An 18,684-nucleotide genomic window follows, 5' to 3' on the forward strand; every position below is an offset into this window, starting at 1 on the left:
TCCGGGCTTTTTTGTGTTCAGGGCAAAGGGTTTTGGGGCAGCGCGGGCTTTTCGGTTAGTCGCGGTAGCCCAGGATTTTCATCATCGATTCCGAGTCCTGTTCGGGTGCAAACCGCTCGGTGATCAGGTTTCCGTTGGCGTCGCGGTTTACCAGAATGTGCTGCGGTGCCGGAATCAGGCAGTGTTGGAGGCCGCCGTATCCGCCGAGCGTTTCCTGATAGGCCCCGGTGTGAAAAAAGCCGACGTACAGCTTGTCATCCTTCGGAATGCGGGGCAGAAACACCTCACCGATGTGCGCCTCCGAGTTATAATAGTCCTGGCTGTCGCAGGTAAGGCCGCCCAGGTTTACGCGCTGGATGGGCTTGTCCCAGTGGTTCAGCGCCATCATGATGTACTTCTGGTTCAGGCCCCAGACGTCGGGCAGGGTCGTGATGAACGACGAGTCGATCATGTACCAGAGCTCCACGTCGTTCTGCATCTTCTGGTCGAGCACGGAGTAGATCGACGCGCCGCTTTCGCCTACGGTGTAGATTCCGAATTCTGTGTAGATGTTCGGCACCGGAATCCCCCGTTCGTCGCAGGTGTACTTGATATTCTCGACGATCTGGTCGATCATGTATTCGTAGCTGTAGTCGAAATACAGCGAGTTACGGACCGGAAGCCCGCCGCCGATGTCGACCGAATCCAGCTCGGGACATTCCTCTTTCAGGTCGCAGTACATGTCGATAAACCGGCTCAGTTCGCTCCAGTAATACGACGAGTCGCGGATGCCCGTGTTGATGAAGAAGTGGAGCATCTTGAGCGAAAACTTCGGGTTGTTTTTAATCTTTTCGCGGTAAAGCGGCACAATGTCGCCGTAGCGGATGCCCAGGCGCGAGGTATAAAACGCGAATTTCGGCTCTTCGTTGGCCGCCACGCGGATGCCCACCTGGCAGGGCGCGTTCATGTGCTCCTGGTAGTAGTTGATCTCGTTCAGGTTGTCCAGAATCGGCAGCACGTTCGTGAAGCCGTCGTGCACCAGGTCGCAGATGTAGCGGGTGTACAGCTCGCGCTTAAAGCCGTTGCAGATGATGTAGCGATCTTTCTCCAGCAACCCCCGGCGGTTCAGTTCCCGGATGATCGGAATGTCGTACGACGACGACGTTTCGAGGTGAATGTCGTTTTTCAGCGCCTCTTCCATCACAAACCGGAAGTGCGACGACTTGGTGCAGTACGCGTAGGTGTATTTTCCCTGGTACTGGTGTTTGTCGAACGCCTTCTGAAAAAGCTGCTTGGCGCGCTGAATGTGCTGCGAAATCTTGGGAAGGTAATTGAACTTGAGCGGAGTGCCGTATTCTTTCACCAGATCCATCATCGGGACGTCGTTGAACGAAAGCTGGTTGTTGTCGACTTTGAACTCATCGTTGGGGAAATCGAACGTCTGCTCGATCAGATCAATGTATTGCATTCAGGGGCGGAAATGAAGTAAAACTTAGGGGTTTTCGGTTCTTAGGTTACGTGTCTGGCGGTGGCAGGTTATCCGTGGTCGGTTAAGCGTACGTTAACAGGCCGCGCAATCGAGGGCGTTTCGTCAGCGAACGGGGCATCCGTCGACCGGCTCAGGCGACCGGTCTGTATACTACGTTCGTTTTACCGACTTCCGCCACCCGCGACCACGGGCGCGAAATTGCGGCAAAAGCCGGGAAACCTGTATGTTTGCTATCCAAATTTTTGAATTCACCGAAACGAACCGATAACCCGTCAGGTATGCCCGCTTACGATCAAGAACAGGAAACCGCTATTTGCAACAAAGTGATGGTCAGCCACGAAGTCGGCCGGTTACGTCGGCTGCTGGTACACAGCCCCGACAGCGGCCTGGGCAAAGTGACGCCCTCCAAAGCGCAGGACTGGCTGTTCGAAGACATCGTGCACCTCGATACGATGCGCCGCGACGAGTACGACTATTTCACCAAGCTACTGCTCTACTTTCTGGACCCCGATCGGGTGGCGGGAAAGCTGGCCGCGATCGACGACCCGATCAACCGCCGGAACTTCTACAAGCCGGGGCATCCGCAGTTTCACGGTTCCGACCGGGTGGTCGAAATCCAGCAACTGCTGACGGAACTGTTGCAGGACGAGGTGGTGCGCACCAAGCTGGTTGCGTCGATCTGTGCCGTCGAAAACGTGTCGTACAGCGTACAGGAAGCGCTGCTGATGATGGACGCCACGTTGCTGGGCCGGACGCTGATTTCGGGCACCACGCCGGACGACAAGCGGATGATATTTGCGCCCATTCCGAATCTGATCTTTGCGCGCGACGTGGGCATTGTGATCAACGACCACATTTTGCTGAACAAGCCCGCACGGCAGGCCCGGATGCGCGAAGCGCTCATCATGAAGTACATCTTCTTCAACCACCCGTACTTTGAGTCGTGCCGCCGCCGCGTGATCGAACTGGCCGACAGCAAGCACCATTTTCTGCACCACGACAAAGACGTGGATTACAAGCACGTGACGCTGGAAGGCGGCGATTTTATGATGGTCGCGCCGAACCACCTCGTGGTCGGCATCAGCGAGCGGACCACCGCCTACGCCGTCAATCAGGTGATCAAAGCCGTCTTCGACCGCGAGCTGGTCGACAAAGTGTCGGTGATCAGAATTCCGAAGAAGCGCGATTACATGCACATCGACACCGTATTCACGCAGGTGCGTCGCGATTGCTGGGTGCTGCTGGGGTCGCTTTCGAAACGCGGGGTCGAGCTGGAAACGCGCGAATTTTACCGCACGCTGGCCGAAGAAGCACTGCCCAACCACGAACTGAAAATCTGGCAGTTTGAACGCGAAAAAGAGGGCAAAACCAAAGAGTTCGCTTACCTGGAAGACCTGCTGACCGACATCAGCCAAAACGACCTGGGCGTGGAAGGCGAGGTGGCTTTCGTCTATTCCGGGAACAACGAATACCCGTTCGGCGACCGTGAACAGTGGACTGACTCCTGCAACCTGCTGGCCCTCCGCGAGGGCGTGGTGGTCGGCTACGACCGCAACGACAAAACGGCCGAAGCATTCCGCAACGTGGGCTTCGACGTGATCGACGCGGCCGAACTGCTGCACCACTTCGAGATCGGCATGCTTACGCCCGACGCCGTCACCAACACCCTGATCATGCTCCCTTCCGCCGAACTTTCGCGCGCCCGGGGCGGTTCCCGCTGCATGAGCATGCCCCTCTGGCGCGAAGCTCCGGAGTAGGGGGACAAGTTGTTGGCCATGAAGAAAACTATACTCACCAGTGTAGGAATCGTAGGGATTCTGATGGTATGGTTTGTAGGGTATTTAGTTTTTGAATTTAGAAATTTTGGAGCAGGCACATTAGGAGGATTTGATATCAGAAGATTCCCAGTGGATAAGTACACCCTTGAAAATGCTGTAGACAGCTTACTTGATTCCGATACGACATTTGCACTTCCTGAAAAATGGGCAGAACTTGATGATTGGAAAAAACGCGGGTATGATTTTTTAGATACTAGAATTTTCTATTTTTCCAGCCCTCCTGAAGAGATGTTTTACATTTCATTCATAGGTGATTCTACAGAATGGGCAATGACTAATTATGCCGAAATTGCGATTCGTGCAGTCGGAAATCAGGAAGGATGGACTCTTCAAAAGCATACTAGCAACACTGAAAAGCAAAGAATCGAAAACAGATTTGACAGCCTTATCATCGAAAGAATTGAAAGAATGTTAAATGTAAAATCAAAAAGAGAAGATTGACTCTAATCATGGATTAGAAAAATCAGAGTGTAGTACAGCCTGAAACAGTGAAATTCCCTGCGCTTCTCACCCAAGTCGATAGAAGCTAAGAACGTAGTAAGAGGACATGCGCCTTGCGACCGGCGACCTTCCCATCTGCAATCTGCCATTTGCCAATTTGCCAATTCCTCAATTCCTTCTTCCCTTGCAAACCACCTCCCACATTCTGGTCGTGCGACCCACCTGTTTCGGGTTCAACGAAGAGACGGCCGCCAGCAACCTGTTTCAGAACGGTCAGGCCCCCGAGCAAGCCGAGTTTATCCGCCAGCAGGCGCTGAAAGAATTTGACCAGATGGTCGAGATTCTGCGGGGCAAGGGCGTGAAAGTCACAGTCGTGGAGGATACACCGGAGCCGCGCAAACCCGACGCCCTGTTTCCGAACAACTGGATTTCGTTCCATGCCGACGGCACCATCTGCCTGTTTCCGATGCTGGCCCGCAACCGGCGCGCCGAGCGGCGGCGGGAGGTGATCGACCAGGTGATCGCCGAAGGAGACTACAACGTGGTAGACATCGTGGATTTTACGGCCTGGGAGGAGCAGGAAAAATTTCTGGAAGGGACGGGCAGTATGGTGCTGGACCGGGTGAACCGCGTGGCCTACGCCTGTTTTGCGCCCCGCACGCACGAGGAAGTACTGGCCGATTTCAGCCGCCGCACCCGTTACGACGTGATCGGGTTTCACGCGACCGACCTGCGCGACCAGCCCATCTACCACGCCAACGTGATGATGGCGATCGGGGAGGGCTTCGCCACCGTTTGTCTGCAATCCATCCGCGATGCGGCCGAGCGGGCCATGGTCTACAAGTCGCTGTCGCGCACGCACGAGGTGATCGAAATTACCCTGGAGCAGGTCTACCAGTTTGCCGGCAACATGATCCAGTTGCAGAGCGAAGCGGGCGATAAACTCATCGTTTTGTCGCGCAGCGCCTACGAAGGCTTGCCCGCCGACCAGCGTCAGCGCCTCTCCCGGCACGGCGAACTGGTCCCGATTCCGTTGCCGACCATTCAGCACTACGGGGGCGGCAGCGCCCGCTGTATGATTGCCGAAATCTACCTGCCGAAGAAAGGATAATGCTGGAATTATCGAAGAGATGGAACGAGAGTGGAAAGGTGGACTGTACAACAGCGCTTTGACGCCCTTCGTGCATTAGATGCTTTTGCTCATAAAAGGTGGATTTCAGGTGATCGCCTTCAACTCCCAGAACCACTAAAAGACATCATCGTTCAGAATCTTCAGGAAGCCATCGGAGATACAAGCCAGGCTTTCGAGGGGGTACTATTTTTTAGCTTACGCGTACTGATCCATTCGTCCCATGACTTTTTAATGGCACATCGCGAGGCATGGATTGACAGGTGCCTGGCACTTCTCCTATATCCTTCCGGCTCAGTCGCCGATTCGGCCAACTGGCTGTTGCAGGGTTTCGGAAGACAAGGGGCCATCGCGTTGTTCAACCGTGCCCAGCGCGAGTCACCTGATAACAAAGCGCTCTATCTAGCTTGGTTGAGTAAAAACGGGCACATCAGTCATTCACCTGCGTTCGAAAATGAGGTGTATGAGGCGTGGTTGATCGGACTCGCTAGCTCAGATAAAAAGCTTAAAAAGCATTGCTTGATTGCTCTGCTTGACAATTCGCCGTGGAGGGCCGAACCGGTGCGCTCCTTTGAAACATCTCAGGATTATAACATCCTTTTGCCTCGGTTGGTGGCTGTTCTAGAAGAGTTTGAAGCAGATACGGAAGAAGAGTACCGAAAGCTAGCGGCTTTCTACAAGGAAGTACTTGCGCTTTAACGTGCGTCCTAGAACGACTCACTTTGCAGTAAGCCGTTCTATGCACGTTTCAATCAACTGCCCGCGAAGGGGGTGCCAAAGACGCCGACGGCCAGTTCTGCCCAAATCAGGAAGAAGGCCAGGAGAACGACCGCGAAAAGCATGACGCGGTGGGACATTTTTGGCACCTTTCGGAGCACCGCTTCCAACGACAGGCCCGTCCCAAGCAACAGAATTCCCATGACCAGAAAGTCGAACGCGGACCAGTCGACTTCCGGGGTGAACTGCATGGCGATCAGGGGGATCAGCAGCAGACAGGCGGCGGCAAGTAAAATCCCGATCAGGCGTTTGTGTTGTGCTACCATAGCGATAGATGTTTTGAAGTACGATTTGATAAATTATAAAGTACTTTGAATTACAAAGTATGTTAAAAAATACGGTTCTTCAAACAATTGGTTGAAAAATAATTCGTTCGTCTGTGGCCTTGGGTCACAAGCATCGCTCCGCCTGACTGGGGCACCGCTTCCGCGCGTTGGTGGCACATTGCGGGGAAACTTTCTACCTTTGGCGCATGGATTTGGAACTATCCCTGAAAAAAGGCCTGCAACACGGCTTCAAAGATATTTTTAACGCCGACGTGGCCGAAGATCAACTGGCGCTTCAGCCCACGCGCAAAGAGTTTGAGGGTACCTATACCTTCGTTACGTTTCCCTTCGGTCGCCTCACCAAAAAGAACCCGGAAGAGACCGGGAAGCTGCTGGGCGAGTACCTGAAAAACCACGTGGTGACCGTGGCCGACTTCAACGTCGTGAAAGGGTTTCTGAACCTGAGCATCGACGCTTCCTTCTGGCAGAAGGCCCTTTGCGACATGGTCGCCGAACCCGCATTCGGATTTTTTCCGGACAACGGACAGCGCGTCATGGTCGAGTATTCGTCGCCCAACACCAACAAGCCCCTGCACCTGGGGCACCTGCGCAACAACTTTCTGGGGTATGCGGTCGCCGAAATTCTGCGGGCGAACGGCTATCAGGTCGTGCGGGCCAATCTGGTGAACGACCGAGGCGTACACATCTGCAAGTCGATGCTGGCGTATCAGCGCTTCGGGCACGGCGAAACGCCGGAATCGAGCGGCCTCAAAGGCGATCACCTCATCGGGAACTACTACGTGCGGTTCGATCAGGAGTACCGCAAACAAGTGCAGGAACTGGTCGCGGGCGGCATGCCGGAAGAAGAGGCGAAAAAGAAAGCACCGCTGATGCAGGACGCGCAGGCGATGCTGCAAAAGTGGGAAGAAGGCGACCCGGACGTGCGGCAGTTGTGGGAAAAGATGAACGGCTGGGTCTACGAAGGCTTTGCTGAAACCTACCGGCGCATGGGCGTCACGTTTGACCAGTATTACAAAGAGTCGGATACGTACCTGTTGGGCAAAGACATCATCCAGGAAGGGCTGGAGAAAGGCGTCTTTTTCCGGAAAGACGACGGCTCTGTGTGGATTGACCTGACCGCCGAAGGGCTGAACGAAAAGCTGCTCCTGCGGAAAGACGGCACGTCGGTTTACATGACGCAGGATCTGGGCACTGCCGACCTGAAGTACAAAGACCACGCGGTCAGCAAGTCTGTGTACGTGGTGGGCAACGAACAGGATCACCACTTCAAAGTGCTGTTCGCGATCCTCCAGAAACTGGGACGTCCGTACGCCGAGGGGTTGTATCACCTGTCGTACGGCATGGTCGATCTGCCCAGCGGCAAGATGAAGTCGCGCGAGGGAACCGTGGTCGATGCCGACGACCTGATTACCGAGATGGAGCAAACCGCTGAGAATTACACCTCGGAGTCGGGCAAGATCGAAGGCTTCAGTACTGACGAGGCGCGGGAGCTGTACCACGCCATTGCGCTGGGTGCGCTCAAGTACTTCCTGTTGCGGGTTGATCCTAAAAAACGGATGCTCTTCAACCCGGCCGAATCCGTGGATTTTCATGGCAACACGGGGCCGTTCATTCAGTACACACACGCGCGGATTTCGTCGGTGTTGCAGAAAGCCACTCAGGAGGGCATTGCCGCCGAGGTGTCGGACCAGTATGCCCTTTTGCCCGAAGAACAGGCCGTGATTGTGCTGCTGAACGATTTTCCGCAGAAAGTGAAGCTGGCTGGCGAATTGTACGATCCGTCGGTGATTGCGCAGTATGCGTACGACCTGGCCAAAGAATACAACCGTTTCTACTCCGAGCTTTCCATTCTGAATGACGAAAACGCGGCGGCCGTTTCCTTCCGACTGGTGCTGTCGCAACAGGTGGCGTCGGTCCTGAAAAAAGCACTGGGCCTGTTGGGCATCGAAGCGCCGGAACGCATGTAAAGGACAAAAATGTGTCAGCCTGCCACAAGCTTTTCGGCGGCAAGCCCGATCATAAACGGACGGACCCCGCACGCACTACATAACTGATTACCCGATAACCCTTCTTCTTCCGCATGCTGCTAGCCATTGACGCAGGCAATACCAACATCGTTTTTGGACTTTACGACGGCGAAACGTGGCGGCATGTGTGGCGTCTGGAAACGCATCCGTTGCGGCCCTTCGCCGACTACGGCATGTTTCTGAGGATGCACCTGCTCGAAGCCGGTCTGCGCCTCGACGACGTACAACGGACGGTGCTGAGTTCGGTGGTGCCCGCGGCGGTGGAGCCGTTGCAGCAGGCGATCAAAGCCCTGTTAAAACGCGAAGCACTCTGGTTGCGGGCGGAGGTGTATCCCCAACTTCCGGTGCGGACGGAGCGCCCATACGAGATCGGGTCCGATCTGGTAGCCAATGCGTTAGCGGCCTACGAACGGTTCCACGAGTATTGCATGGTGGTCGATTTCGGCACCGCCCTCACCTTTACCATCGTTTCCGACCGGGGCGATATTCTGGGCGTGACCATTGCACCGGGATTGAAAACGGCCATTCGTGCTCTGGCCGGCAACACCGCCCAACTGCCGGAAGTGCCGCTGGAGTTACCGCACTCTGCCATCGGGCGGAGCACGGTGCACGCCATCCAGGCGGGCATTCTCTACGGGTACACGGGCATGGTAGAAGGGATGATCCGGCGCATCAACACCGAACTGGATCAGAAGTGCCGGGTGATGGCCACCGGGGGCTTGTCGTCGATTCTGACGACGCTGCACGATCAGTTCGACGAGGTCGACCCTAACCTGACGCTCGACGGCCTGCGTTGGGTCGACTACTACGCACATCGCTAAAAGAAAAGACCGCTTTGAGGGAAAAGCTTCCTCTCAAAGCGGTCCGTAACTTCCGCTAGCACTTCGCTCAATTGTTGATGTATTTCTCGAATACTTCACTAAAATCTTTGCGTACGTAGGTAGCATGGGCTTTCTTCATCCACTCAAACGCATACTCGTTGATGGCCTTGAATTGCGTTTCCAGCGAGGCTTCGCCGCTTGAGCGCCGTACGCTTTCGGCGGCCGTGCCGAGGCTGTTCGACGCGTAGGCGTAATACTCGGCATTGTTGTGCTGAATGGAGCTGATCTGCACCAGCGCCTTGTACAGGTCTTTGAGCGACTCGATTTGCCGCTTGTCCACATCGATCGAGAACGATTGTCCCCCGATGCTGAACTTGATCTCCACGTCCCGATCCACAGTTCCGGCCGTTTCCAGCCGCACGTCTTCCACGCGGTAGCTTTTGTAGGTATAGCGTTTCAGCATGCGTTTTTTACTGACGGCCGAGGTGCCGTCGAGGTGAATCAGGGCGTGATTCGTGAAGCAGTATTCGTCGGCTTTTGATTTGATGAGGAAGAAAATCTTCTCTCCGTCCTCGTGCATCAAATAATCGTCGGCGTCGACTTTGTCGTAATTCTCGGGTTTGATGATGGTGCCGATGTCGCTGAGACCCAGCATATCCGAAGCAACTTTTCCAAACATGGCTTGTCAGTTTTAGGATTACAGAGTCGGAAAGGTAATAAAAACCAAACGCAGATCAGGTACGAGGTTTACTTTTTGAGTCGGGCCTCAAGTTCCCGATGAACGTACATGAGCAGCCCCATCACGAGGTGAAAATAGGGGAGGGCCTGCGCCAGCCAATGGGACGCGTTGCCGGCATTGAACGTGAGGATGCCCAGCACAATGTGATAGGCCGCCAGCCAGAACACCCGCCGGGAAGTGTCTTTCTGCACCACGAAGGCAATCAAGATCAACTGCAATCCGAGGCGCGGGAGTTGATATGCCAGCCGTTCGCCCCCGACCTGCACCAGAGCACCGACGATCAAAACCAGCTCGACCGCCAGCGTCAGAAAAATGGCCGCAAAGAGAACGGGGCGTTGTTTCACAATAACATGGAGAGACAACAAGGTACGGGGCCGCCCGTCACGGGCTATTTGCCGAAGCTCTGCTTGAGCTTGCGCAGCTTGATTTCGGTGAGCTTGCGTTTGGTATCGAGCGGAAAGTCGCCGCGCATAATCCAGTCGTAGAACGCGGGTTCTTTGTCCAGTACTTCTTCGACCGGTTTGTTTTTATGCTTTCCGAAGTTAAACACCTCGATGCCGTCGTTGTTGAAACACATCCGTCCGGCCAGGTCCACCATTTTGTCGGTACATAGGTCGTGCAACACGTCCATGTCGTTGGCAATGGGCTGGCTTTCGTTTCCGAAAACGTCGCGCACCGTCACGCCCGGGTAGCGCTCCACCTGCGCTTCCAGCACTTTGAACGTCGCGAACGTATCGACGTCGGCACTGTGCGCACCTTTGCCCAGGTCGTTGATGTCGGCGTTGCAGTAAAACTTGTAAGCGGCCGTCAGGGTGCGAGGCTCCATCAGCCGGAAAATGCGCTGTGCATCGACCAGACGACGCTTGCTGATGTCGAACTCCACATCGGCCCGCAGAAACTCCTCCACCAGCATCGGGATGTCGAACTTGATGCTGTTAAAACCACCCAGATCGCAGCCCTCCAGGTACTTCGCAATGTTTTTCGCCACCTGCTTGAAGGTGGGTGCATCCTGCACGTCTTCGTCGTAGATGCCGTGAATCATGCTCGTTTCCGTCGGAATCGGGCAGCCCGGATTGATGCGCCAGGTCTTCTGATCGTGCGTTCCGTTCGGATAGGCGCGGAGGATGGAAATTTCGACGATCCGATCCTTAACCGTGTCAACGCCGGTCGTCTCCAGGTCGAAGAATGCCAGTGGACGCTTGAGTTTCAGGCGGTGGGGTGTATCAGTCATGTCGTCGTCTAAGTCGTTGGTAAGTCAGTGTACAGGTGTGTTGCTAGCGGGCGAGGGGCTTGGTCAATTGGTCGGCCAGGGCCTGCATGTTGAGCCCTTCAAAGCCCCCCGAGCTCATCAGAAGGAGGTTGGTTTCGGTCCAGTCCTGCTGTTCGAGCCAGGTTTGCAACGCCGCACTGTCGGTGAAAATTTTCAGGTCCGGTTCCTCAAACGCCGCTTTGATGTCGCTTTCGGTCAGCACGTGCATCTGCTTCCGGCGCGAAGTTTCCGGGTTGTAAAAGACCACCGGAACATCGGCCGCGGTGTACGTAAAGGCGTACTGCTTCAGAAATTCCGGGTTGATGCTACTGAACGTGTGGAGCTCCAGGCAGGCAATGAGGCGCCGGTCCGGAAACTGATCCCGCACGGCCTGGCAGGTCGCTTTCAGCTTGGAGGGGGCGTGAGCAAAATCTTTGTAGACGTTGGTCGTGCCGTTTTGCGCCAGCAGCTCCAGCCGGTTGGCCGCCCCCCGGAACGACTGAATGGCTTCGTAGAACATCGGTTCCGTAATGCCCAGCCGCATGAGGATGGTCTTGGCGCCGCTCATGTTCAGGAGGTTGTGGTGCCCGAACACCTGCAGCGGATACTTCTGGTCGTCGAGCACCAGGGAGGTTTGGCCGTCGATTACTTTGGCGGGGAGCGCTTCGTAGGGCAGGGCCGTCACGTCGGCCCGCTCTTTTTTGCAGATCACCGTCACCAGATCGTCCTCCTCGCAATACACCAGCGTGCCGCCTTTGGGCGTGGCGTCGGCAAACAGGTCGAACTGCCGCACGTAGTCTTCAAAATCGGGATAGACGTTGATGTGGTCCCACGCAATGCCGCTCACCAGCCCGATGTGGTGGTGGTAATGCAGAAACTTCGGCGTCGGGTCGAGGGGAGAAGCAAGGTACTCGTCGCCTTCGATGATCACGACCGGCGCATCGTCCGTCAGTTTTACCTGATTTTCAAACCCTTCTACCTGCGCCCCGACCAGGTAGTCGAACTTGCGGTTGTAGTAGTTCAGCACGTGCATCAACATCGATGTGATCGACGTTTTGCCGTGGCTTCCGGCCACCACCACGCGCTGCTTGTCCCGACACTGCTGGTAGACGTACTCGGGGAAAGAGTAAATCGGCAGGTTCAGTTCCTGCGCTTTGGCCAGTTCGGGGTTATCCTTACGGGCGTGCATGCCCAGAATCACCGCGTCGAGATCGGCCGTGATGCGCTCGGGAAACCACCCTTCCTCGTCGGGCAACAGGCCGAGGCGGGCCAGTCGGTCTTTCGCCGGGTTGCGAATGTGGTCATCGGAACCAGTAACCTGGAATCCCTTTTCGTGTAGCGCAATGGCGAGGTTGTGCATCACGCTCCCTCCGATAGCGATCAGGTGGATTTTACGAGGAAGTTGCGTCATTCGGATTAGAATTGACTGGCAAAATAAGGCAAAAACCGGTTGGTAACCAAGCCGACAAACCTTTGCAAATTAATCCGGTGGCGAGCGGAACAACTTTAGGGTCTCTTCCTTACATTTGTTGGAATGGAAAACAGCAACCCTAAACAGAGAAAGAATCCGATCAAAGGGACCCTTCGTTCGCGCCTCACGGGCCAGGAACTTTTTAATGATTTGGGGAAAAAACCACCGCAGGAGGTGGAGATGGAAGAAGCTGTTTTGGGGGCCTTGATGCTGGAAAAAGAGGCCCTGACCAACGTCATTGAGATTCTCCGTCCGGAAAGCTTCTACAAAGAATCGCATCAGCGCATTTACAGCGCCATTTTGTCGCTGTTTCAGAAGTCGGAGCCGATCGACATCCTGACGGTTTCGAACGAATTGCGCGCCACCGGCCAGCTGGAATTTGTCGGCGGCTCGTACCAACTGACGCAACTAACCTCGCGGATCAACTCGGCGGCCAACATCGAATACCACGCGCGGATCATCGCGCAACAGGCCATCAAGCGGGAGATGATCCGCGTGGCCACGGAAATTCATAAGGAGGCCTACGAGGACACGACCGACGTGTTTGCGCTGCTGGACCGGGCCGAACAATCGCTCTTTAAAGTATCAGAATCGAACATCCGGAAGAACTTCTCGCGGATGACCGACCTGATGCGGGAGGCGATCGAGGAACTGAACGCTAAGAAAAACCACAAAGACGGACTTACGGGCGTGGCCAGTGGCTTCTCGGGGCTGGACCGCGTGACGTCGGGGTGGCAGCGCTCCGATTTAGTAATTCTGGCGGCACGTCCCGCCATGGGAAAAACGGCCTTCGTGATTTCGGCGGCCCGAAACGCCGCCGTCGAGTTCGGACATGGCGTGGCCATCTTCTCGCTGGAGATGTCGTCGATTCAGCTCGTCAACCGTCTGATTTCGGCCGAGGCCGAACTGGAAAGTGAAAAGATCAAAAAGGGCAACCTGGCCGAATACGAGTGGCAGCAGTTGCACTCGCGCATCGGACGCCTCAGCGAAGCGCCCATTTTCATCGACGATACGCCCGCGTTATCAGTCCTCGAACTGCGCGCCAAGTGTCGCCGCCTGAAGGCACAGCACGACATCCAGATGGTGATCATTGACTACCTGCAGCTCATGACGGGCGACACCTCCAGCCGCGGCAACCGCGAACAGGAGATTGCGTCGATTTCGCGGGCACTGAAAAACCTGGCGAAGGAACTGAACGTGCCGGTGATTGCGCTGTCGCAGTTGAGTCGGGCCGTAGAGACGCGTGGTGGCGACAAGCGGCCTCAACTATCCGACCTTCGGGAATCGGGGAGTATCGAGCAGGACGCCGACATGGTGCTGTTCCTATACCGGCCGGAATATTATGGCATTACTGAAGACGAAGAAGGGCGTCCGCTGAACGGCCTGGGAGAGGTGATCATCGCCAAGCACCGGAACGGTTCGCTCGAAAACGTCTACCTCCGCTTCATCGGGAAATACACCAAATTTATGGACCCCGAAATGGCGGGATTCAACGATGCCAGCCTCGGTCAGGGGGGACCGGCGGGGGGCGGGTTCGAAATTACCCGCAGCAGCAAAATCAACAGCGGGCCCCTGCCTGAGGGGAGCAAAAACGATTTCTTCTCCAATCCTGGCAATTCTGAGTCGCCTTTCTAACCAGCCTTTCTCACACGACATTAAAAAAGCCGCTTCTTCGTTCGAAAAAGCGGCTTTACTTTTTAGACAAACTTCTTTTACTTCTGCACCACCATCTCTTCGTGCTTCTGTGTGTATTTCTGCGCTTCGGGCACAAACTTGTTTTTCAGGTTGTTGATGCGCGTCTCGTTCGAGGGGTGCGTCGACAAGAATTCGGGCGGTGCACTGCCGCCGGCGTTCTGCGCCATCCGCTGCCAGAAGCTGATCGAGGCCGCAGGATCGTAACCGGCCAGCGCCATAAAGATGGTACCCAGCCGGTCGGCTTCGGTTTCCTGCGTACGGCCGAACGGCAGCAGCACGCCATACTGTGCGCCCAGGCCATACGCCGTGTTGAAAAGTTGCTGGGTCTGAGCCGGCTTGTCGGCGATTGCCACTTGCAGGGCCGTTCCGCCCAGCTCAGCGACCAATCCCTGACTCATGCGCTCGTTCCCGTGCCGCGCCACGGCGTGGGCAATTTCGTGGCCCATCACGGTCGCCAGTCCGTCGTCGGTCTGCGCAATGGGCATAATGCCGGTGTATACCACCACTTTGCCGCCGGGCATACACCAGGCGTTTACCGTGTTGTCCTGCACCAGGTTAAATTCCCAGGCGTAGTCCGCAATTAACTCTTCGTGGCCCTGTTCTTTCAGGAAGCGCTCCACCGCAACGCGGATGTTGTTGCCGACCCGCTTCACCATCTCGGTCTGGCTGTTGTTGGTGCTAACCACTTGGTTTTGCGACAGAAACTCGTTGTACTGCGTGTTGCTAAGTGCCAGCATCTGCGATTCCGGCAACAGGTTCAACTGGCTGCGGCCCGTGATCGGCACTTTGGAGCAGCTGATCATGACGGCCAGCAGAATTATGTAGAGAAATGTACTGCGTAATGTTTTCATAGGGTCATGTATTTACAAACTAGGGTGACTGGTGTACGACATGGCAAAACCTGGGCCAATTTCGTATTGGATTGAACGCAAAAAAGCGAGAGAAGTTAAAGAAGTCGCCAGGGCATAGCCGCTCCTGTAGCGTAAGCGGTTGATTATCAAGAACTATACTTTACCAACCACCTGCACTTGCCAGCCCCGGTTGCGGGCACGCCGGCTCACCTCAAAATTCTTTCAGAGCGGTGTACAAGCGATGGGTCGGAAGCCCCATGACGTTGAAATACGAGCCCTCGATGCGCTCGATCCCCACCAGCCCCAGCCAGTCCTGTGCGCCGTACGCCCCGGCTTTGTCGAAGGGCATATAATGCTCGATGTAGAAGTTGATTTCCGTCGGCTCGAAGGTTTTGAAGTGGACCCGCGTGCGGTCGGTAAACGAGACGATCTTTCCGTTTTTCCGCAGGCAGACCCCGGTGTATACCTCGTGCACGCGCCCCGAAAGCTGCGAAAGCATCTGAAACGCAACGTGCGGATCGGCGGGCTTGTTCAGCACCTGCGTGTCCAGCACCACGACGGTATCGGCGGTGATCAGAATGGCTTCGGCAATTTCGGCCTCTGTAAAAGCATCGGCTTTCTGGCGGGCCAGAAACTCGGCGACTTCGGCAGGGGGGAGCGTGGCGGGAAATGACTCGTCCGTGTCTTTTACCACAATCTCGAACCGAAAACCGGCATCAGCGAGCAGTTGTTGGCGGCGCGGCGACCGGGAAGCAAGAATGATCTTCTGTTGTGAATTCATTTTTTTTCAGCGAACTAAAAACAAAACCGCAGATAACTTTCGGGTAGAAGTAGGTCGACTTTTGCGGCAACGTGTAGCCACTGCCCGTCACCCGTTTGATGTCCTGCATCGGTACTTCGTTGGTAATCAGCGCCAACTGGGCTGTTCCCTGCGCGACCTGCGACACGCATTCGGCGAAGTTACGCTCAAAACGGATGTGCGGTGACCGGCGTTGCTCTTTTCCCGGAATGCCCAGGCCCTTTTCGATGGCGAAGTAGTGCAGCACGGTCAGGTCGAGTCGTCGGATTTCCTCCGGAAATTTCCAGGCCAGCCGGTCGAGCTGATCGGGCTTTAACTGAATTTTGTACGCCTGATCGCGTAAAATCAGCCCGAACGTCCAGGGCTTCCCGACGATGATTTCGTTCAGATCGTAGGGATTGGCGACTTCGCGCATTGTAAAATAAGGCTGAAGCCGCGCCAGCAACGCTTCCGGCGCAAAGTCGGGCAGGTCGACCAGCAGGCGATGGGCCGGCAGTATGCGCAGCCCGCCGTTTTCCGTATTGGTCAGGTACATCAGGTGGTAGTTCCACGGCGCTTCGGGGTCGTCGTGCCCCAGCACGTGCCGCTGGTGGTGGCGGTACGCAAGCGATCCTTCGTAGCGATGGTGGCCGTCGGCCAGAATCACCGGCTTGTCGCGCAGCACCTCCTGAAAACGCCGGATGATCCGCAGGTCATGGATCACCGACAGCACGTCGCGGACTCCCTGGTAATCTTCCGTGTCCAGCAACGGTGCCGCCATGCTTTCGTCCATGTAGCGCTCCAGCTCGAACGTCGGGTCGGTGTAGAGGCCGTGCGTAGGACTGACGTGCATCTGCAGGTGCTCCAGCAGCGCCACCCGGTCGTCGACCGCCCCGGGAATGGTGTTTTCGTGACGAAGCACCACGTTTTCGTCCCAGTCGTACAGGCGCAGGTTGCCGATAAATCCTTTGCGAACGTATTGCTGGTCGCTGCCCGGCAGGCTGAAATGTTGGTAATAGACGTAAAGCGCCGGCAGCGGATCGAGCTGCAGCACGCCTTCCTGTTGCCAGGTTGCCAGCGTTTGGGCCGCTTGCTGATGCGGATGCTCGCCCCGCGGCACCGACAGGTGAATGCTGTTGTAAGGCTCCTGGTAGAGCCGCTGCCGCTGCTTTTCCGACACCACATCGAACAGGGGCGAGGTGAGGGACTCGAGTCGGGGAATCAACTCAGAACGGTAGCGCCAGGCGCGCAGCGGAAGGATTTTAGCCAAATTGGGGTAGGGGAAAATTGCGAATGGTCGATTCTATCATGTCAAATGCCTGAACGCAGTACACGTTTTGCCCGGTATCCAGGTTCCGGCTTACTTCCGATTTTGCTTCCAGCGACTAACGGCCGGAGCATGGGACGAAGTAGTGGGATGAGTCGCCTCTTGCTGCAACTCGCTTACCGCCACCATCGCCGCAATCAGGGCCTCGTCGTCGTGCGCTTCCTGGAGCATCTCCGGCTGGAAATACCGGTTTACGAAATTGGTATCGAAACGGTTGGTTAAAAACGCTTCGTGCTGCATCACCAGCCGGCCAAACGCGAGGGTGGTGGCTACGCCGGAGATCTGGTATTCGTCGATGGCGCGGACCATCCGTTCGATGGCCGCCTGCCGGTCTGCCCCGTAAGCCACCAGTTTGGCGATCATCGGATCGTAATAAATCGGTACGTCCATGCCTTCTTCAAAGCCATCGTCGACGCGGATGCCGGGCCCCTGTGGGCGGCGGTAAGTCTGGAGGGTACCCACGTCGGGCAGAAAGCCGTTGGCCGGATCTTCGGCGTAGACGCGCAGCTCGATGGCGTGGCCCCGGAACGTGAGGTCTTCCTGCCGGAACGAAAGCGGTTGGTTTTCGGCAACGCGAATCTGCTCTTTCACCAGGTCGATGCCGGTAATCAGTTCGGTGACCGGATGCTCCACCTGCAAGCGGGTATTCATCTCCAGGAAATAGTAGTTCAGGTGCTCGTCGACGATGAATTCGACCGTGCCCGCGCCGTAATAGCCGCAGGAACGCGCCACGTCGACCGCACTGCGTCCCATGGCGTCGCGGATTTCGGGCGTCAGGATGCCCGAGGGCGCCTCTTCGACCACTTTCTGGTGGCGACGCTGAATGGAACATTCGCGCTCAAACAAGTGCACGAGGTTGCCGTGCTGATCGCCCAGCACCTGAATTTCGATGTGTTTGGGAGAGGTAATGTACTTTTCGATGAACACCGAACCATCGCCGAAGGCCGACTTGGCTTCGCTGACCGCCCGCTCCATTTGCGCCTCAAAATCGGCTTCGCTGTCGACCACGCGCATCCCTTTGCCGCCGCCCCCGGCGCTGGCTTTGATCAGGATCGGATAGCCGATTTCGGCGGCTGTTTGTTTGGCAGCCGCTACGTCGGCGATGGCGTCGGGCGTGCCGGGCACCATCGGAATGTTGAACTTGGCCACGGCGGCTTTGGCGGCCAGCTTGCTGCCCATCAGCCGGATCGATTCGGGCGACGGACCAATGAAAATCAGGCCTGCGTCCTGTACCTGTTGGGCAAACTCCGCGTTTTCCGACAAAAAACCGTACCCCGGATGGATGGCATCAACGCCCAGTTGCCTGGCTACATCGATGATACGGTCACCACGCAAATACGACTCGCCCGAGGGCGGCGGGCCGATGCAGACGGCTTCGTCGGCGTAGCGCACGTGCAACGCTTTCCGGTCGGCTTCACTGAACACGGCTACGGTAGAAATGCCCATTTCGCGGGCCGAACGCATCACTCGCAGAGCAATTTCGCCACGGTTGGCTACCAGAATTTTACGAATAGACACAGGATGGAATTAAGGGTGGTGAGGTAGAAAAATATTGCAAATTGAATACGCAGGCCGTAGGTTTCAGGGTGAGGGAGGGCCGACATCGGCCTTGCCTCGAAAACCACAACGGGGCTACGAAGCAAATTTAGCAACTTAGACGGGGGAAGAAAGCCCCACGGATCGGTTATTTCCGCGGCCTGATTTCGGAGAAAACGACTGATTCTGAGCGAAACGCACCCCGGAACGCCAGGAAGGTTCAGGTTTCCGGATGTTTAATTATATGTTA

At 56.1% G+C, this 18,684-nt stretch carries 17 protein-coding genes; 7 read left to right on the forward strand and 10 right to left on the reverse strand.

Annotation, left to right across the window (positions count from 1 at the left end; genetic code table 11):
• Positions 1-55 precede the first annotated feature (55 nt).
• Complete coding sequence (locus BLR44_RS23160) at positions 56-1,447, reverse strand: type III PLP-dependent enzyme domain-containing protein (RefSeq protein WP_089686647.1); 1,392 nt, start codon at positions 1,445-1,447, stop codon at positions 56-58.
• Between the two features lie 299 nt (positions 1,448-1,746).
• Here BLR44_RS23160 and BLR44_RS23165 point away from each other — a divergent pair, with 299 nt between their 5' ends.
• The 4 genes from BLR44_RS23165 (at position 1,747) to BLR44_RS23180 (ending at position 5,575) form a co-directional block, all read left to right on the forward strand.
• Positions 1,747-3,225, forward strand: coding sequence for an arginine deiminase family protein (locus BLR44_RS23165; protein WP_089686649.1), 1,479 nt, complete (start codon positions 1,747-1,749; stop codon positions 3,223-3,225).
• An 18-nt stretch (positions 3,226-3,243) separates the two neighbouring features.
• Positions 3,244-3,747, forward strand: a complete 504-nt coding sequence (locus BLR44_RS23170; protein ID WP_089686651.1) for a hypothetical protein — start codon at positions 3,244-3,246, stop codon at positions 3,745-3,747.
• A 184-nt stretch (positions 3,748-3,931) separates the two neighbouring features.
• Positions 3,932-4,858, forward strand: a complete 927-nt coding sequence (ctlX, locus tag BLR44_RS23175; protein WP_245706151.1) for a citrulline utilization hydrolase CtlX — start codon at positions 3,932-3,934, stop codon at positions 4,856-4,858.
• A 30-nt stretch (positions 4,859-4,888) separates the two neighbouring features.
• On the forward strand, positions 4,889-5,575 hold the full coding sequence (locus tag BLR44_RS23180) for a hypothetical protein (RefSeq protein ID WP_089686655.1): 687 nt from the start codon (positions 4,889-4,891) through the stop codon (positions 5,573-5,575).
• A 53-nt stretch (positions 5,576-5,628) separates the two neighbouring features.
• Here the strand turns inward: BLR44_RS23180 and BLR44_RS23185 are convergent, their stop codons facing one another.
• Positions 5,629-5,919 (reverse strand): hypothetical protein, encoded by a 291-nt coding sequence (locus BLR44_RS23185; RefSeq protein WP_089686657.1) that lies wholly within the window; start codon positions 5,917-5,919, stop codon positions 5,629-5,631.
• A 206-nt stretch (positions 5,920-6,125) separates the two neighbouring features.
• Here BLR44_RS23185 and argS point away from each other — a divergent pair, with 206 nt between their 5' ends.
• Positions 6,126-7,907: an arginine--tRNA ligase gene (gene argS, locus BLR44_RS23190; RefSeq protein ID WP_089686659.1), complete on the forward strand. Its 1,782-nt coding sequence runs from the start codon at positions 6,126-6,128 to the stop codon at positions 7,905-7,907.
• 113 nt (positions 7,908-8,020) lie between these two features.
• Positions 8,021-8,788 (forward strand): type III pantothenate kinase, encoded by a 768-nt coding sequence (locus BLR44_RS23195; protein WP_089686661.1) that lies wholly within the window; start codon positions 8,021-8,023, stop codon positions 8,786-8,788.
• 67 nt (positions 8,789-8,855) lie between these two features.
• Here BLR44_RS23195 and BLR44_RS23200 read toward each other — a convergent pair whose 3' ends face one another.
• From BLR44_RS23200 to BLR44_RS23215, 4 genes are all read right to left on the reverse strand, one after another.
• A complete protein-coding gene (locus BLR44_RS23200; protein ID WP_089686663.1) occupies positions 8,856-9,467 on the reverse strand; it encodes a PH domain-containing protein in 612 nt (203 codons plus the stop codon).
• Between the two features lie 68 nt (positions 9,468-9,535).
• The gene (locus BLR44_RS23205) at positions 9,536-9,871 is read right to left on the reverse strand and encodes a hypothetical protein (RefSeq protein WP_089686665.1); all 336 of its coding nucleotides are present in this window, start codon (positions 9,869-9,871) and stop codon (positions 9,536-9,538) included.
• Positions 9,872-9,915: 44 nt separating this feature from the next.
• Entirely contained in the window at positions 9,916-10,758 is an 843-nt protein-coding gene (locus tag BLR44_RS23210; RefSeq protein WP_089686667.1) for a 3'-5' exonuclease, read from the reverse strand.
• 43 nt (positions 10,759-10,801) lie between these two features.
• Positions 10,802-12,187, reverse strand: coding sequence for a UDP-N-acetylmuramate--L-alanine ligase (locus tag BLR44_RS23215; protein WP_089686669.1), 1,386 nt, complete (start codon positions 12,185-12,187; stop codon positions 10,802-10,804).
• Between the two features lie 123 nt (positions 12,188-12,310).
• Between BLR44_RS23215 and dnaB the strand changes: the two genes are divergently transcribed.
• Entirely contained in the window at positions 12,311-13,882 is a 1,572-nt protein-coding gene (gene dnaB, locus BLR44_RS23220) for a replicative DNA helicase (protein WP_089686671.1), read from the forward strand.
• A 77-nt stretch (positions 13,883-13,959) separates the two neighbouring features.
• Here dnaB and BLR44_RS23225 read toward each other — a convergent pair whose 3' ends face one another.
• The 4 genes from BLR44_RS23225 to BLR44_RS23240 form a co-directional block, all read right to left on the reverse strand.
• Positions 13,960-14,793, reverse strand: a complete 834-nt coding sequence (locus BLR44_RS23225; protein ID WP_089686672.1) for a M48 family metallopeptidase — start codon at positions 14,791-14,793, stop codon at positions 13,960-13,962.
• A 211-nt stretch (positions 14,794-15,004) separates the two neighbouring features.
• On the reverse strand, positions 15,005-15,574 hold the full coding sequence (locus BLR44_RS23230; protein ID WP_089686673.1) for a Maf family protein: 570 nt from the start codon (positions 15,572-15,574) through the stop codon (positions 15,005-15,007).
• Entirely contained in the window at positions 15,510-16,841 is a 1,332-nt protein-coding gene (locus BLR44_RS23235; protein ID WP_089686675.1) for a DUF1015 domain-containing protein, read from the reverse strand. The genes BLR44_RS23230 and BLR44_RS23235 overlap by 65 nt, the downstream gene beginning before the upstream one ends.
• Before the next feature lie 90 nt (positions 16,842-16,931).
• Positions 16,932-18,362: an acetyl-CoA carboxylase biotin carboxylase subunit gene (locus tag BLR44_RS23240; protein ID WP_245706155.1), complete on the reverse strand. Its 1,431-nt coding sequence runs from the start codon at positions 18,360-18,362 to the stop codon at positions 16,932-16,934.
• Positions 18,363-18,684: the final 322 nt, after the last annotated feature.

This window comes from Catalinimonas alkaloidigena (assembly GCF_900100765.1).
In the GTDB taxonomy this organism is placed as follows: Bacteria; Bacteroidota; Bacteroidia; order Cytophagales; family Flexibacteraceae; genus Mooreia; species Mooreia alkaloidigena.